Annotated in this window: 15 protein-coding genes; 12 read left to right on the forward strand and 3 right to left on the reverse strand. The window is 42.3% G+C overall.

The genetic code is table 11. The annotated features are described in order from the left end of the window. Nucleotides 1-34: 34 nt before the first annotated feature. Nucleotides 35-727: a cell division ATP-binding protein FtsE gene (ftsE, locus tag O3646_RS00845; RefSeq protein WP_003008021.1), complete on the forward strand. Its 693-nt coding sequence runs from the start codon at nt 35-37 to the stop codon at nt 725-727. Further along, complete coding sequence (gene ftsX / locus O3646_RS00850; protein ID WP_070588819.1) at nt 720-1,646, forward strand: permease-like cell division protein FtsX; 927 nt, start codon at nt 720-722, stop codon at nt 1,644-1,646. The genes ftsE and ftsX overlap by 8 nt, the downstream gene beginning before the upstream one ends. 69 nt (nt 1,647-1,715) lie before the next feature. Here ftsX and O3646_RS00855 read toward each other — a convergent pair whose 3' ends face one another. Continuing rightward, a complete protein-coding gene (locus tag O3646_RS00855; RefSeq protein ID WP_129824063.1) occupies nt 1,716-2,357 on the reverse strand; it encodes an MBL fold metallo-hydrolase in 642 nt (213 codons plus the stop codon). Between the two features lie 118 nt (nt 2,358-2,475). Between O3646_RS00855 and O3646_RS00860 the strand changes: the two genes are divergently transcribed. From O3646_RS00860 to O3646_RS00900, 9 genes are all read left to right on the forward strand, one after another. Next, nucleotides 2,476-4,929 carry a bifunctional DnaQ family exonuclease/ATP-dependent helicase gene (locus O3646_RS00860; protein WP_371610415.1) on the forward strand — a complete coding sequence of 818 codons (2,454 nt, stop codon included), beginning with the start codon at nt 2,476-2,478 and terminating at the stop codon, nt 4,927-4,929. A gap of 4 nt (nt 4,930-4,933) precedes the next feature. Further along, nucleotides 4,934-5,914: a YeiH family protein gene (locus tag O3646_RS00865; RefSeq protein ID WP_061590999.1), complete on the forward strand. Its 981-nt coding sequence runs from the start codon at nt 4,934-4,936 to the stop codon at nt 5,912-5,914. Nucleotides 5,915-5,947: 33 nt separating this feature from the next. Beyond that, complete coding sequence (locus O3646_RS00870) at nt 5,948-7,177, forward strand: FtsW/RodA/SpoVE family cell cycle protein (RefSeq protein WP_155169465.1); 1,230 nt, start codon at nt 5,948-5,950, stop codon at nt 7,175-7,177. Between the two features lie 19 nt (nt 7,178-7,196). Next, complete coding sequence (locus O3646_RS00875) at nt 7,197-7,748, forward strand: DJ-1 family glyoxalase III (RefSeq protein WP_031574058.1); 552 nt, start codon at nt 7,197-7,199, stop codon at nt 7,746-7,748. A 165-nt stretch (nt 7,749-7,913) separates the two neighbouring features. Beyond that, nucleotides 7,914-8,477, forward strand: a complete 564-nt coding sequence (locus tag O3646_RS00880; protein ID WP_155169467.1) for an HAD-IA family hydrolase — start codon at nt 7,914-7,916, stop codon at nt 8,475-8,477. A 12-nt stretch (nt 8,478-8,489) separates the two neighbouring features. Next, nucleotides 8,490-10,439 (forward strand): DNA topoisomerase (ATP-hydrolyzing) subunit B, encoded by a 1,950-nt coding sequence (gene gyrB / locus O3646_RS00885; RefSeq protein ID WP_049491085.1) that lies wholly within the window; start codon nt 8,490-8,492, stop codon nt 10,437-10,439. An 86-nt stretch (nt 10,440-10,525) separates the two neighbouring features. Then, complete coding sequence (gene ezrA, locus O3646_RS00890; RefSeq protein ID WP_371610377.1) at nt 10,526-12,250, forward strand: septation ring formation regulator EzrA; 1,725 nt, start codon at nt 10,526-10,528, stop codon at nt 12,248-12,250. Nucleotides 12,251-12,363: 113 nt separating this feature from the next. Then, entirely contained in the window at nt 12,364-13,032 is a 669-nt protein-coding gene (gene serB, locus O3646_RS00895; protein ID WP_155169471.1) for a phosphoserine phosphatase SerB, read from the forward strand. Next, nucleotides 13,017-14,132 carry a glycerate kinase gene (locus O3646_RS00900; RefSeq protein WP_371610378.1) on the forward strand — a complete coding sequence of 372 codons (1,116 nt, stop codon included), beginning with the start codon at nt 13,017-13,019 and terminating at the stop codon, nt 14,130-14,132. The genes serB and O3646_RS00900 overlap by 16 nt, the downstream gene beginning before the upstream one ends. Nucleotides 14,133-14,174: 42 nt before the next feature. Here the strand turns inward: O3646_RS00900 and O3646_RS00905 are convergent, their stop codons facing one another. Then, nucleotides 14,175-14,627 (reverse strand): DUF1694 domain-containing protein, encoded by a 453-nt coding sequence (locus O3646_RS00905; protein WP_247919844.1) that lies wholly within the window; start codon nt 14,625-14,627, stop codon nt 14,175-14,177. 211 nt (nt 14,628-14,838) lie between these two features. Between O3646_RS00905 and eno the strand changes: the two genes are divergently transcribed. Next, the gene (eno, locus tag O3646_RS00910) at nt 14,839-16,143 is read left to right on the forward strand and encodes a surface-displayed alpha-enolase (protein ID WP_155173017.1); all 1,305 of its coding nucleotides are present in this window, start codon (nt 14,839-14,841) and stop codon (nt 16,141-16,143) included. Nucleotides 16,144-16,400: 257 nt separating this feature from the next. Here the strand turns inward: eno and O3646_RS00915 are convergent, their stop codons facing one another. Continuing rightward, nucleotides 16,401-16,586, reverse strand: a complete 186-nt coding sequence (locus tag O3646_RS00915; RefSeq protein ID WP_003002861.1) for a hypothetical protein — start codon at nt 16,584-16,586, stop codon at nt 16,401-16,403. Nucleotides 16,587-16,597 lie beyond the last annotated feature (11 nt).

Consider the following 16,597-nt stretch of genomic DNA (forward strand, 5'->3'; position numbering starts at 1 on the left):
ATCAACCAGAAAAGAATGAGAGGAATTTCATTACATGTCAATGATTGAAATGAAAGATGTTGTCAAAAAGTATGACAACGGGACGACGGCCCTTCGCGGGGTCTCTGTCCAAATTGAACCAGGAGAATTTGCCTACATCGTAGGACCTTCTGGTGCAGGGAAGTCGACCTTTATTCGACTTTTATACCGTGAAGTCAAACACGATAAAGGAAGTTTGAAAGTAGCTGATTTTGATTTGGATAAAATCAAAAAACGCGATATTCCTATGTTGCGACGCAATGTGGGAGTGGTCTTCCAAGATTATAAATTGCTTCCAAAGAAAACCGTTTATGAAAATATTGCCTACGCAATGCAAGTTATCGGTGAGCGCCGTCGCAATATTAAAAAGCGTGTGATGGAAGTTTTGGATCTTGTCGGATTGAAACACAAGGTCCGCTCATTCCCGAATGAATTGTCCGGTGGGGAGCAACAACGGATTGCGATTGCTCGTGCGATCGTCAACAATCCGAAAGTCTTGATTGCGGATGAGCCAACGGGGAACTTGGACCCAGATAATTCATGGGAAATTATGAATCTTTTGGAGCGGATTAATCTGCAAGGGACCACAGTATTGATGGCGACCCACAATAGCCAAATTGTAAATACTTTACGTCACCGTGTCATCGCGATTGAAAATGGTCGTGTAGTGCGTGATGAAGCGGAAGGAGAGTACGGATACGATGATTAGAAGATTTTTCCGACACTTAATCGAATCGCTTAAAAGCTTGAAACGAAATGGTTGGATGACGATGGCAGCGGTCAGCTCGGTTATGATTACCCTTAGCTTGGTTGCTATTTTCGCCTCAGTTATTGCCAATACCATTAAGCTTTCAGATGATATTCAAAACAGTGTGCGGGTTGTAGTATACATGCGCAAGGATATTCAAGATCAGAGCGAGCAGATTGAAAAAGACGGTCAAACCGTGACCAATGAAAACTACCATAAGGTCTACGATGCTCTGACAGCCATGAAGCATGTCGACAAGGTTGATTTTTCTAGCAAGGAAGAACAGTATGATAAACTGATCAAAACGGCTGGGAACAACTGGAAGATTTTTGATGGAGATGCCAATCCTCTCTATGATGCTTATTATGTAGAGACGACTGCTCCAAAATATGTGAAGCAAGTCTCAGCAGATGCTAAAAAAATTGAAGGAGTTTCTGAGGTTAAAGATGGTGGGGTCGATACCCAACGCTTGTTTGCTCTTGGAACCTTCATCCGAAACTGGGGCTTGATTGGTGTAGCTTTATTGATCTTCATCGCAGTCTTCTTGATTTCAAATACCATTCGGATTACCATCATTTCACGTAGTCGTGAGATTAAGATTATGCGACTGGTAGGAGCAAAAAATGGTTATATTCGTGCACCATTCCTTTTAGAAGGGGCTTGGATCGGTCTCTTGGGAGCCTTGGTTCCTTCAGCTTTGGTCTTTTATGTTTATAATGTTGTCTATACATCTATGAACAATAACTTGGCAGATCAAAACTTGTATCTCTATAGCCCTCATCTCTTGGTACCGATCATGGTCGGTGGCCTCTTTGGATTAGGAATTTTGATTGGGGCGATTGGTTCTTCAATCTCCATGAGACGTTTTCTTAAGATATAATAAAAAAGCAAGTTCACACTTGCTTTTTTTGTATCTTTTATTAGGACAGGAAGGAGGATACATGATTCTTTAGGATTGTCTAAAGAAGGGATTGAACATCTTCTCGTGACCAATAGAAGTCTCAGGGCCATGCCCGGGATAGACAGTGTAGGAAGATGGAAGGGTAAAGAGTTCTTCTCTGATACTGCTAAGTATCTGTGCCGCGTTCCCTGTCGGAAGATCGGTCCGTCCAATGGTTTCGCGAAAAAGGGCGTCACCGGATAGAACCAGGTGATCCTCAGGAAAGACGATAGAGACTCCTCCTGCAGAGTGGCCTGGTGTCTCCAGAACATAAAAGTGGAAATCGGCTATTTGGTAATCGGAGCGAATGTCATAAAGGAAGTCGGCCTCCTTGCATACCACATCTTCTAAATCCGCATGACGATCCAAACCAGATAAATTATCGACAGGAGAAGACAACCAACTGGCTTCTGCTGAATGGACATAAACAGGTGGGAAATGATAGGTCTGACGAACCTTTTCAAGACTCATAATGTGATCGTAATGCGTATGGGTTAAAAGAATCGCTACGATTGGTTTTCCGATGCGATCTATTTGTTTTTGAATAGTCGCCCAGTCGCTACCTGGATCGACAAGAATGAGGGAGTGGTCATTTTCAAGGTAGTAGGTGTTTTCATAAGCTACAGGATTAACAGTACGATAGATTTTCATAAGGACTCCTTTCTAGAATAGTGTATCAAATTGCAAGGAAAATAACAGGATTGAAGTCAACATGAAAGGAGAAAAAAATCTGCAGAGCTTGCTCAAACGTGATATAATTTTAAGTATTATGACAAGACAGAAACGGAAATATGCCATTGTGGATCTGGAAGCGACCAGTGCTGGAAGCAATGCTAAGATCATTCAGGTTGGGATTGTCATCATCGAAGATGGGAGGATTACGCAATCCTATGAGACGGATGTGAATCCCCATGAACGATTGGATGAGCATATCAAACAATTGACTGGCCTGACAGATGCTCGCTTGAAAAAAGCACCAGAGTTTGCACAAGTGGCAAAAGAAATTTTTGAATTAATAGAAGATGCCGTCTTTGTGGCCCATAATGTCAAATTTGATGCGAATTTATTAGCAGAAGCCCTCTTTTGGGAAGGATTTGAGCTAACGACTCCTCGGATTGATACGGTTGAATTGTCTCAAATTTTCTATCCGACTTTAGAACGCTACAATTTAGGAGCGCTTGCAGCTGAACTGGAAATTGAGTTGCACCATGCTCACTCCGCTTTAGCGGATGCTATGGCAACAGCCCAGCTACTGTTGAAATTGAGAGAGAAAATTGCGAGCTTACCGAGAGGATTGATCGAAAAACTTCTTTCGATGGCAGATTGTTTGATTTATGAATCACGACTCTTAATAGAAGATGCGCTTGAAGACAGTAGCCTTTTTTTACCAGCTCATTTAGTAGAAGTTCATGGTCTCTATCTGCGCAAGCCACAGCAGTTTTTAGAAAGTCGTCATTTGTCTGAACAGTTTGAACTCAATATGCAGCTGTTGGGAATGGAGGCTTATCCGGAGCAGAGAGAATTTGTTGCCTATATCGAGGATAGTTTGCAACAGCCACTTCCGAGTTTTATTGAAGCGCCAACGGGTATCGGGAAGACCTATGCCTATCTATTAACGCTTTTAGCGAAACCCTCCAAGCGCATTCTTGTCAGTGTTCCAACTAAAATTCTTCAGGATCAAATTATGAAGAAGGAAGGAAAGACTATCCAAGATCTTTTCCAAATTCCCTTTCATAGCCTAAAAAGTCCCAAGGATTACATCCAACTCGATAAATTTTATCAGGCCTTACAGAGTGAGTCAGATAATGGGATGATCCGACGCTTTAAAATGCAACTGTTGGTTTGGCTGACCATGACAGAAACGGGAGAGTTCAGTGAAATTGGCCAACTCTATCGTCATCTTCATTTTGTAGCTGACATTTGCCACGATGGCCAATTGTCGAAACGTTCGCTTTTTTATCAGGAAGATTTTTGGCGCCTGGGCCAGGAAAAAGTGAAAACCAGCCGGGTAATTCTGACCAATCATGCCTATCTGTTAACTCGTCTAGAGGATGATAAGAGTCTACTTCAAGAATCTGTTCTGGTAGTGGATGAAGCGCAAAAACTCTTCTTTGCTTTAGAGCAGTTTTCACAGAGAGAAGAAACCTTGCAATCTCTTCTTCTAGGCTTGCAACATGCCATCGAAGAGGAAAAAGATCTTCTGCAGCGACGGTTGCTGGAGAGTATTCAATTTGAACTAAATGCCTGCTCTAAGGAAGTTGTACAAGGAAAAACAGCGATCTTATCAGATCAAACAGTGGCAAAAATTCGACAGGATGTCTCAGAATTAAAAAACGAATCATTAGAGAATCTAAGAGAATTGTTTGATGAGCGCTACCAAACCTTTTGGATGGACAAGGAAGTGGTCGAAAGCCACCAGATTCTTCGTCTCCATGGAGGAGTTGAGGACTTGCTATCCTTTAAGGAGTTTGTGCCTGAAGAAGTACCCGTGCTCTTTGTATCAGCGACGATCGCGATCAGTAAAAAGGTGCAATTACCTGCTCTTTTAGGATATCAAGAGCAGCAGATCTACCGGGTGCCAATAACAGTCAAACAACACCAGGAATTGCTGGTGCCGATAGATTTTCCAGATGTCGTTTCTCTATCTTCCGTGGAGTATGCAGGAGAGATTTGTCAGCTCATCGATGAACTTTTTCCTCTAAGAAAACCAATTTTTCTCTTGTTTACCTCAAAAGAATTGTTACTGGAGACGTCAAACGCCTTGAAGTTTCCTCATTTGGCCCAGTATCGAAATGGCGATGCAGCTAATATTAAGCGACGATTTGACCGAGGAGAAAGCTCCATTCTATTGGGAACAGGAAGCTTCTGGGAGGGAGTCGATTTTTCCCAACAAAAAGAAGTGATTCAAATCATCACGCGCCTTCCTTTTGATAACCCCAAAGATTATATGGTTCAAAAGCTGAATACCCAACTCAGAGAACAGGGGAAAAATCCCTTTTATGACTATAGCCTTCCAGTCGCAATTTTAAGGCTCAAACAGGCTATTGGGAGAACCAGCCGTTTTCAAGACCAGGAATCGTTGGTCCTCTTATTGGACCAGCGGGTGGTGACCAAACGATATGGAAAACAAATTTTAGATGGTTTGCAGCAAGTGTTGCCCCTTCACACGACAGTGAGAGAGCGGCTTGTTGAGCAAGCAGCTGCCTTTTTTGAAAGGAATTGAGAGAATGAAAAATAAAGGATTTGGACTTGCAATTGCATTTGTACTGGCTCTTTGCGCCATGTTTTTGGGAACTTTCTTTCCCATCATTGGCTCCAGTGTCTTTGCTTTGATTTTAGGAATTGTCCTCAATGAATTAGTAGATTTGCCGGAGAATTCACGACCAGGACTGAACTGGTCCGGTAAGAAATTATTGCAGTATTCGATTATCTTCATGGGATTTAGCTTGCCGATTGCGACGGTTGCCTCTACAGGCTTGTCTTCTTTGAAGATTAGTCTGCCAACGATAACAGTTGCCTTTCTTGCAGCGATGATCTTTGGGAAAGTCTTCCATCTGAAATCTCACCTACGGACCTTAATTGGATTTGGAACGGCTATTTGTGGTGGATCAGCTATCGCAGCAGCTGCTCCGATCATTGAAGCAGACGAAGAGGAAATTGCCTTATCTATGTCAACTATCTTCTTCTTCAACATTCTGGCTGTCTTTATCTTTCCAGTATTAGGGCATGTATGGCATATGTCTAATTTTCAATTTGGCCTCTGGTCAGGAACAGCTATTAACGATACGTCATCAGTTGTAGCAGCAGCGTTTTCTTATAGTAAGGCGGCGGGTGAAATGGCGACCATTGTTAAGTTGACACGCGCCCTGATGATTGTACCAGTTTGTTTGGGCTTGATCGGTTTAAAATGGTATCGGAGCAAGCAACAAGGAAGAAACAAAGGAATGTTAAAGAAAATTATTCCTTGGTTCATCATTTGGTTTATTGTGGCTTCTATTCTTTCATCTATCGGCTTGGTACCTAAAGTGGTTCTTCCTTACCTAAAGGACCTTTCTCACCTCTTTATGGCCATGGCCTTGGTCGGCATCGGAAGCAAGGTTTCTTGGAAACAGTTCCGTGCAGCAGGAGCAGCCCCTCTTTTAGTAGGGTTGATTGCTTGGTTTTGTGTAGCAGGATCTAGCTTGATTCTACAAATGTTGTTCTATTAATTGATTTGATGATTCTCACAGAAAGGAACGTGAATGAAGAAACATCATTTTTGGACGATTCACCTGGATTATTCCATCATTGGGATTGTCTTCACCCTTCTTATGATTGGGATCTTATCTGTTTATGTAGCAGTTTCTCACGACTATCCCCAAATGGTGTGGCCTTTTTTAGGGCAGCAATTGGCCTGGATTGGTGTGGGATGCGTCATTTGCCTGATTGTGACGATTTTTAGCACGAAATTTCTTTGGAAAATCACTCCCTTTCTTTACCTGCTTGGCCTAGCCTTGATGGTTCTTCCTCTTGTGTTTTATAATCCCAACTTGGTAGCTTCGACTGGAGCTAAAAACTGGGTGGCTTATGGAAATATCACCTTATTTCAGCCTTCAGAATTTATGAAAATCCCCTTCATCCTGATGCTGTCACGCTCTATTGTCCGATTTTTGCAAAGAAATAAGGGGCGTGAGAGATTATTACGACAAGATTGGTTTTTGATTCTAGAGTTGACCATCTATACGATTCCGGTATTTGCCTTATTGGCTCTCCAGCAGGACTTGGGAACGGCCTTAGTATTCTTGGCCATCTTTGCGGGCTTAGTGCTCGTTTCAGGAGTTTCCTGGAAAATTATCTTGCCGGTCATCTTGCTTCTAGCAGGTGGGCTAGCAGGCTTTCTCTTCCTCTTTCTATCAGAAGGGGGGCGAGCTTTTCTGCACCAGCAAGTAGGGATGCCAACCTATCAGATGAACCGTATTTTAGCCTGGTTAAATCCTTTTGACTATGCACAAACCACCACCTACCAGCAGGCGCAGGGACAGCTAGCCATTGCAAGTGGTGGTCTCTTTGGGCAAGGCTTTAATGTCTCCAATTTATTGGTTCCCGTACGGGAGAGTGATATGATTTTTACGGTCGTAGCAGAGGACTTTGGTTTTGTTGGAGCTCTGGTGCTGTTGATTTTATATGTGACCCTGATTTACCGCATTTTAAAAATTACCCTCCAGTCCAATAACCAATTTTATACCTATATTTCCATTGGATTTATTATGATGCTGGTCTTTCATATTTTTGAAAATGTTGGAGCAGTAACGGGTCTTCTCCCCTTGACGGGGATTCCCCTCCCCTTTATCTCACAAGGTGGGTCCTCTATTATAAGTAATCTGATTGGTATTGGTCTGGTCCTCTCAATATATAATCATAGTAGCAAAAAGAAAGAGCCAGAAGAAGTGCCTCTAATCCGTAAAAAAGTAGTCCTTAAAAAGGCGCAATAGATAGAAAGAAGGAATGAAAATGAAAAAAGTAGCAACGATTTTAGCAAACGGTTTTGAAGAAATTGAAGCCTTGACCATTGTCGATGTTTTGAGACGCGCTGGGATCGACTGTGACCTTATTGGCATGGAAGAAACGGTCACAGGTTCTCACCAGATCACAGTGCAAGTCGATCGCCTCTGGAATGGGGACCTGTCAGATTATGATGGAATCTTCTTGCCAGGTGGGATGCCAGGAGCTGCAAATTTGCGTGATAATCCGGAATTGATTGCAGCTCTTCAAGAAGAAAGTAGGAAGGGAAAAATCATTTCTGCGATTTGTGCAGCACCAATTGTCTTGGCGCGTGCCGGCCTCTTAAAAGATAAACACTATACGTGTTACGATGGTTTTGAAGAAGAGATTCAAGATGGACACTATCAGAAAGAAACAGTAGTGAAAGACGGGAATCTCTTGACCAGTCGTGGTCCTTCAACTGCGCTTGCCTTAGCCTATGCCTTGGTAGAGCAATTTGGAGGAGATGCCCAAAGCCTTCGTCAAGGAATGCTCTATCAAGATGTCTTTGGAGATGCTTAAAAGAGCTCTTTTGGGCACCATATTTTCTGGTGAAAGTTTACATTCTATGACGGGAAATGACTTCTCTATGATTTAAAATGAAATGACCGTAAAAAATGGCTAAAATCCCCCCTAAATGAGGGTTTTAGCTTATTTTTTTTGTCCATTTGTGGTATAATATTGACTATGAATTATCATGATTTTATATGGGATCTTGGTGGGACGCTATTGGATAATTACGAAACGTCCACAAATGCCTTTGTAGCGACATTGAAGGACTTTCACATCCAAGCCGATCATGATTCTGTTTATGCAGCATTAAAAATCTCAACACAGGATGCAATTCAAACCTTTGCACCTCATATTTCCAATTTTCGTACGGAATACAAGAAAAAAGAAGCCTTGGGCTTGCAAGAGCCGGTCTTATTTGAGGGAGCAAAAGAGTTACTAGAAGAGATCCAAGCACATGGAGGACGCCATTTTTTGGTATCTCATCGGGATCGCCAAGTTTTGACCCTTCTTGAACAGACAGGCATTGCACCCTACTTTACGGAGATTGTAACGGCAGACGAGGGCTTTCCTCGAAAACCAGACCCAGCCTCTATGCTTTATTTGAAGGAAAAATATGGTATTCAAGACGGTCTGGTCATCGGAGATCGTCCGATCGATATAGAAGCTGGAAAGGCTGCAGGGCTTTCGACCTATTTATTTGATTCCATGCCACACTTACACCAGTTTATATTTGAATAGAAAAGGGAAATTATGACAGAGGATAAACAGCAAGAAAATCAAGCACAAGAATATGATGCCAGTCAGATTCAGGTCTTGGAAGGACTAGAAGCCGTTCGGATGCGTCCGGGAATGTATATTGGATCTACCTCAAAAGAAGGTCTTCATCATCTGGTCTGGGAAATCGTTGATAACTCGATCGACGAAGCCTTAGCTGGTTTTGCTAGCCATATTGAAGTTTTCATTGAAGCAGATAATTCGATCACGGTTGTCGATGATGGTCGTGGGATCCCAGTGGATATCCAAGAAAAGACAGGTCGACCTGCCGTTGAAACTGTCTTTACAGTGCTTCACGCGGGAGGAAAATTTGGCGGAGGCGGCTACAAGGTATCTGGTGGTCTTCACGGGGTAGGATCTTCCGTAGTAAATGCCCTCTCCACATCCCTCGATGTTCGTGTCTATAAAAATGGCAGTATCCATTACCAAGAGTATCGACGTGGACACGTTGTGGATGATTTGAAAGTCATCGGGGAGACTGATCGGACAGGGACAACCGTCCACTTTATTCCAGACCCAGAAATCTTCACGGAAACCACCGAGTATGATTTTGAAAAATTGAACAAGCGGATTCAAGAATTAGCCTTTCTAAATCGTGGTTTGCGTATCTCCTTGACGGATAAGCGAGAAGGCCTGGAGCAAGAAAAGCATTACCACTACGAAGGCGGGATTTCTAGTTACGTTGAATACATCAATGAAAACAAAGATGTCATCTTTGAAACTCCGATCTACACAGATGGGGAAATGGATGATATTACTGTTGAAGTAGCCATGCAATATACCACCGGCTACCATGAGACGGTCATGAGTTTTGCCAATAATATCCATACTCATGAAGGTGGGACGCACGAACAGGGCTTCCGTACAGCTCTCACTCGTGTCATCAATGATTACGCTAAGAAAAATAAACTCTTAAAAGAAAATGAAGACAATCTAACTGGGGAAGATGTTCGAGAAGGCTTAACAGCAGTGATCTCAGTTAAACATCCAAATCCACAGTTTGAAGGACAAACCAAGACCAAACTTGGAAATTCAGAAGTTGTTAAAATTACCAATCGACTCTTTAGTGATGCTTTTTCTGATTTCCTTTTGGAAAATCCGCAAATTGCTAAGAAAATCGTTGAAAAAGGGATTTTAGCGGCGAAAGCTCGCGTAGCTGCTAAGCGAGCGCGTGAGGTGACCCGTAAGAAATCAGGGCTTGAGATTTCCAACCTACCTGGTAAATTGGCAGATTGTTCTTCAAATAATCCACAAGAAACAGAACTCTTTATCGTCGAAGGGGATTCAGCCGGAGGATCTGCAAAATCTGGTCGAAATCGGGAATTCCAAGCGATTTTACCAATCCGTGGTAAGATCTTGAACGTTGAAAAAGCAAGTATGGACAAAATTCTAGCCAATGAAGAGATCCGTAGTTTATTTACTGCTATGGGAACTGGATTTGGTGCAGAATTTGATGTTACAAAAGCGCGTTATCAAAAATTAGTCATCATGACCGATGCCGATGTCGATGGCGCTCATATCCGAACCCTTCTATTGACCTTGATCTATCGCTATATGAAACCAGTCTTGGAAGCGGGATATGTTTATATTGCGCAACCACCAATCTATGGGGTCAAAGTCGGTAGTGAAATCAAAGAATATATCCAACCTGGTGCCAACCAAGAAGCCGAATTAGCTGCAGCTTTGGAACGTTATTCAGAAGGTCGCTCAAAACCAACCATCCAACGCTATAAAGGTCTTGGAGAAATGGATGATCACCAATTATGGGAAACAACCATGAATCCAGAACATCGCTTGATGGCACGAGTATCAGTAGACGATGCTGCGGAAGCAGATAAGATCTTTGATATGTTGATGGGGGACCGCGTGGAACCGCGTCGTGAATTTATCGAAGAAAACGCTGAATATAGTACACTCGATGTATAAAATTCACCGAACGCTTTCCATTAATGGATATTTTATGGTATAATTACTAGGATTACGTTCAAGTAATACGATGAAGGAGTTTTTATATGTCTAGTGGACTAATTGTTCTCATCTTTATTGTCGCCCTTATCTTGATTGTAGGATATGTGGTTGCAGTCATTTTGAGAAAACGAAATGAAGCCTTACTGGCAGCACTGGAAGAACGAAAAGAAAAGTTATACAACCTTCCGGTCAACGATGAAGTAGAGGCCGTAAAAAACATGCATTTGATTGGTCAAAGTCAAATTGCATTTCGTGAATGGAATCAAAAATGGGTAGATTTATCCTTAAATTCCTTTGCTGATATTGAAAACAATCTGTTTGAAGCGGAAGGCTATAACAATTCTTTCCGTTTCATGAAGGCTAAACAAGCCATTGATAATATCGAAAGTCAGATCCAATTGATCGACGAAGATATCAAGGCGATTCGCAAAGCCCTTTCTGATCTGGAAGAGCAGGAACAAAAGAATAGCGGACGTGTGGTTCATGCCTTGGATATGTTTGAGGAACTTCAAAAAGAAGTCACTTCAGACCCAGATCGTTATGGCAGTGCGCTTCCTGAAATTGAAAAACAAATTGGAAATATTCAATCTGAGTTTTCACAATTTGTAACCTTGAATTCTTCAGGTGACCCTGTTGAAGCGGCTGAAATCCTTGATACAGCTGAAAATCATATTGTAGCCTTAAAACAAATTGTTGAGCGTGTGCCAGAAATTGTCACTGCTCTTCAAGCAAAACTTCCTGATCAATTAGAGGATTTGGAAAGTGGCTACCGCAAGCTTTTGGAATCTGGATACCACTTCACTGAAACAGATATTGAATCTCGTTTCCAACAGTTGCATGCTTCCTTGAAGAACAATATGGCAAATGTATCTGCCCTTGAATTGGACAATGCCATTTACGAAAATGAACAAATTCAAGAAGAAATCGATGCATTGTATCACATCTTTACCCGTGAAATTGAATCACAAAAAGTTGTGAAGAAATTAGTGAAACAACTGCCTGGCTATTTGAAACATGCCAAAGATAACAATAGCAAGCTTGCGGCAGAAGTAGAACGTCTCGGTAAAACATTCGTCTTGAATGAAGCCTTCAGCCAACAGTTAAAAGAGTTGGAAGCTGAGCTATCTTCACAAGAAAATGTGGTAGAAGATGCCTTGAAAGATTCATCTGAAACACAAAAGGCCTATTCTATCGTAGAAGAAGAGTTAGAAGCTATTGAAGCTCGCTTGAAAGAAATCGAAGATGAGCAAATTGCCTTAAGTGATTCCCTTTCAAAAATTGAAAAAGACGATGCCAATGCTCGCCAAAAAGTCAACATCTATGCCAACCGTTTGCATGCCATTAAACGCTATATGGACAAACGGAACTTGCCAGGAATTCCTCAAGAATTCTTAGAAATTTTCTTCACTGCAAGTAACAATACAGAAGCTTTGATGGATGAGTTGGAAGGGGATAAAATCAACATCGAATCAACCAATCGTTTGTTGGAAATCTTGACCAATGATATGAATGAATTGGAAGAAGCGGCGTATCGAATTGTTCAAAATGCGACATTGACAGAACAATTGTTGCAATACTCGAACCGTTACCGTTCATTTGATGATCATGTGCAAGCAGCTTTTGATGAATCCCTTTATATTTTCGAAAGAGAATATGACTATGCAGCTTCCTTTAAGGTCATCTCAGATGCTTTGGAGATGGTAGAAGCTGGAGTGACAGATCGCTTTGTTACTTCGTATGAAAAAACTCGGGAGCAAATTCGCTTCTAATAACAAAAAAACGACTTTTTAGGAGGTCGTTTTTTTTATCTTCAATTGATCATTGAAACTTGAAATTTAAACCCTATTTTTGTATAGTAAGGGAGAAATAAGAAAGGAAAGCGATGAAAGAAGTAACAGGTCTCCTCGTTATGGATGTAGATGGAACTTTGATCCAACAAGAAGGAATTGATTTACTAGCTCAAGAAGCTGGCGTGGGACAAAAAGTAGCAGAGATTACGGCACAAGCAATGAATGGAGAGTTGGATTTTAAAGCATCTTTACAGGCGCGTGTCGCTTTATTGAAGGGATTAGAGACCTCTATCTTTCCGAAAATTTTGGAGCAGATGGAAGTCACGCCGGGTGCTGAAACATTGATCACGGGACTGCATCAAAGAGGTTACAAGGTTGGTCTTGTTTCGGGGGGATTTCACGAAGTCATCGACCCCATCGCGAGGTCTTTAGGAATTGATCTGGTCCTTGCCAATCGTTTGCGGATTTCTGATGGTCGTTTGACAGGGGAAGTCCTTGGTGAAATTCTAACTCCTGAAAGGAAAAAAGAGGCACTTTTAACCTGGGCGAAAGAAAATCATGTCCTACGAAGTCAGACGATTGCGATGGGAGATGGTGCCAATGATCTTCCGATGATTGAAACAGCCGGTATCGGGATTGCCTTTATGGCCAAGCCAATCGTCGCTGAGCAAGCCCCATATCGTATCGAGAAGAGGGATCTAAGCCTTGTTCTTGAAATTCTAGACCAGCATAGAAAGGAAACAGCATGCATATCCTACTAGCCCCGGATTCGTTTAAAGAATCCTTATCTGCCAAACAAGTAGCAGAAGCCTTGAAAAAAGGATTTCAAGAGGCTCTACCAGATGCAACTTTTGACCTCCTTCCTATTGGGGATGGAGGCGAAGGCACCATGGAAACCCTAGCTGGAGTTCTGGATGTAACGGAGTACCAAACTCAAGTAACCGGACCATTTGGACAGCCTGTTTCAATGTCCTACTACCAAAAAGATAAGATGGCTTTTTTTGAAATGGCCTCACTTGTCGGTTTAGGCTCCATTCCAGCTGAAAAACGAAATCCTCTTGAACTGGAAACACGAGGAATTGGTGAACTTATTTTGCAATTGGTTGACCAAGGGGTTAAAACGATCTGTGTGGGAATTGGCGGTTCTGCAACAAATGATGGTGGGATTGGGATGGCAGCCGGATTAGGGGTAGCCTTCTATGATGATCAAGGCCATCTGCTTCGTCCTGTCGGGGCTTCGCTCGGTCGTGTGGCTAGAATAGATACCAGTGCGGTTCCAAAAGTTTTAGAAGACATCGAGCTCCAAGTCTTAACGGATGTAACCAATCCTCTCTGTGGCAGTCAAGGAGCGACCTATATCTTTGGTGGGCAAAAGGGATTAAATCCCCTTCTGTTTCCAGCTGTTGATCAGGCCATGAAGGATTTTTACCAGCTAGCTGATGCACGAATTTTGTCTATGGCTGGCGCCGGAGCTGGAGGTGGCATGGCTGCTGGCTTGGTTGCTTTTGCGGGAGGTCAGATTTCATCAGGAATAGAAAAAAGCCTCGATTTGATTGACTTTGATCACAAAGTACAAAAAGCTGATCTGGTCGTCGTTGGGGAAGGTAGGATGGACCTCCAATCCCTTTCTGGGAAGGCACCTGTCGGGGTGGCCAAACGAACACCAGAGAAGATCCCAGTGATAGCTATTTGTGGTAGCTTAGAGGAGGATTTGCCTGCTTTTCCTAGTCATCACATTGAAGCTGCCTTCTCTATCGTACCTGGTCCTTGTGAGGTAGCAGATGCACTCGCTCATGCTGAAAGGAATCTGATTTCCTGTGCTCGAAATATTGGGAACCTTTTAAAAATAAAAGCAAACTAAAAAACCAATGGAAAGGAGATGTTGCCTTCCATTGGTTTTTCTTTAGCTAAAGAGACGTTTCCAAAATGATTTCTTTTCTGGACTGGCAGTCTCTTCTTTCTTTTCAAATAAATTTGGATACTGGAGACTCATATCTGTTGGAGAAATTCCAGATGGGTGGTCAGTATGGATGATGAGACCAAAGGGAGAATGACGGCAGTCATCCGAAACGATGCTTGCCACAAGTCCAAGATCCTTGGTTTTTTTCAAATATTGTAGCTGGCTGCTTTCATCTAAAGCTGGGGAGATCTTGACCAAAACAGGATGAAAGCGATCTGAAATATCAGTGAGGATTATCGAATACTGCTCCAGGTACATCTTGTCCCTTGCCTCCTCCAAGGTGCATGAAGCAATCACCCGCTCCTCATAAGTCTCCAAAAATCGACGCTGCTCATCCGGATTGAATCGAGTAGGACCAGCAGCTTTTTCTAAAATCGTTTTATTAATATCTGTCATAAGTTTAGTATAGCATAAAGCGTAGCAGAAGAGTAGAAGAATGCGAAAAAATTAAATAAGGAGGGGAAATGGCAGAAAATAAGATAGTGGAACCGTTTTCTTGTTAAAAACTTCTCAATTTTCGTAGATTTCCTTGTTTTTTCTTGAAAAAATAGCCTAATTACGATATAATAGAGGAGTAAAAAATATAACTCAATAAGGAGAATAAGAAATGTCAATTATTACTGATGTTTACGCTCGCGAAGTCCTAGACTCACGCGGTAACCCAACACTTGAAGTAGAAGTATATACTGAATCAGGTGCTCATGGACGTGGTATGGTTCCATCAGGAGCTTCTACTGGTGAACACGAAGCAGTTGAACTTCGTGACGGTGACAAATCTCGTTACGGTGGTCTTGGTACTCAAAAAGCTGTTGACAACGTAAACAACATCATTGCTGAAGCAATCATCGGCTATGATGTACGTGATCAACAAGCTATCGACCGTGCTATGATCGCTCTTGACGGTACTCCTAACAAAGGTAAATTGGGAGCAAACGCAATCCTTGGTGTGTCTATCGCTGTAGCTCGTGCTGCTGCTGACTACCTTGAAATCCCACTTTACAGCTACCTTGGTGGATTCAACACTAAAGTTCTTCCAACTCCAATGATGAACATCATCAATGGTGGATCTCACTCAGATGCTCCAATCGCTTTCCAAGAATTCATGATCGTACCTGCTGGTGCACCTACATTCAAAGAAGCTCTTCGTTGGGGTGCTGAAATCTTCCACGCTCTTAAGAAAATCCTTAAAGGTCGTGGTCTTGAAACAGCCGTTGGTGACGAAGGTGGATTTGCTCCTCGTTTCGACGGAACTGAAGATGGTGTAGAAACTATCATCGCTGCTATCGAAGCTGCTGGTTATGTTCCAGGTAAAGACGTATTTATCGGATTTGACTGTGCATCATCAGAATTCTACGATAAAGAACGCAAAGTTTACGATTACACTAAATTTGAAGGTGAAGGCGCTGCTGTTCGTACTGCTGAAGAACAAATCGCTTACCTTGAAGGATTGGTTGACAAATACCCTATCATACTTATCGAAGATGGTATGGATGAAAACGACTGGGAAGGTTGGAAAGCTCTTACTGAACGTCTTGGTGGTAAAGTTCAATTGATTGGTGACGACCTCTTCGTAACAAACACTGATTACCTTTCACGTGGTATCGAAGAAGGTGCTGCTAACTCAATCCTTATCAAAGTTAACCAAATCGGTACTCTTACTGAAACATTCGACGCTATCGAAATGGCGAAAGAAGCTGGTTACACTGCCGTTGTATCACACCGTTCAGGTGAAACTGAAGATTCAACAATCGCTGACATCGCAGTTGCAACAAACGCAGGACAAATCAAGACTGGTTCACTTTCACGTACAGACCGTATCGCTAAATACAACCAATTGCTTCGCATCGAAGATCAACTTGGTGAAGTAGCTGAATACCGTGGATTGAAATCATTCTACAACTTGAAAAAATAATCTAGTTTACTAGACTAGAAAGATCCTTGAGTTTTCTCAAGGATCTTTTTTTGCGATTGGGGTAAACAAAAATGAGGCTGGGACAGAAGTCCTAGCCTCTCAATTATTTTTGGATTGTCGAGCAAGACGCAGTGGTTGAGTGGGCTCTACTACGCTGATTTCAACAGCTTTTACAGCCCTACTCAACTGTGCGGAGGTGGGACGACGAAATCGAATTCTAACGAATTACCGATTTCTGTCCCACTCTCATCGTCTTATTAGAACAAGCCTTTGATTTTGTCCAAGGCACCGCTGACCATTTCATTTCCAGATACAAGCCCTTTGGCTTGTTCAAGGTAGTCACCGAGGTTGTCTTTGTTGTCATCAACAAATTTCTTGGCAGCGTCGAAATCTTTCTTTTCGATCATCTCTTTCACTTGGTTAAATAAGTCCAATGGATTCATGTTAGGATCTC

The sequence above is a fragment of the Streptococcus sp. 27098_8_148 genome (assembly GCF_041432105.1).
GTDB classification, from domain to species: domain Bacteria; phylum Bacillota; class Bacilli; order Lactobacillales; family Streptococcaceae; genus Streptococcus; species Streptococcus parasanguinis_AE.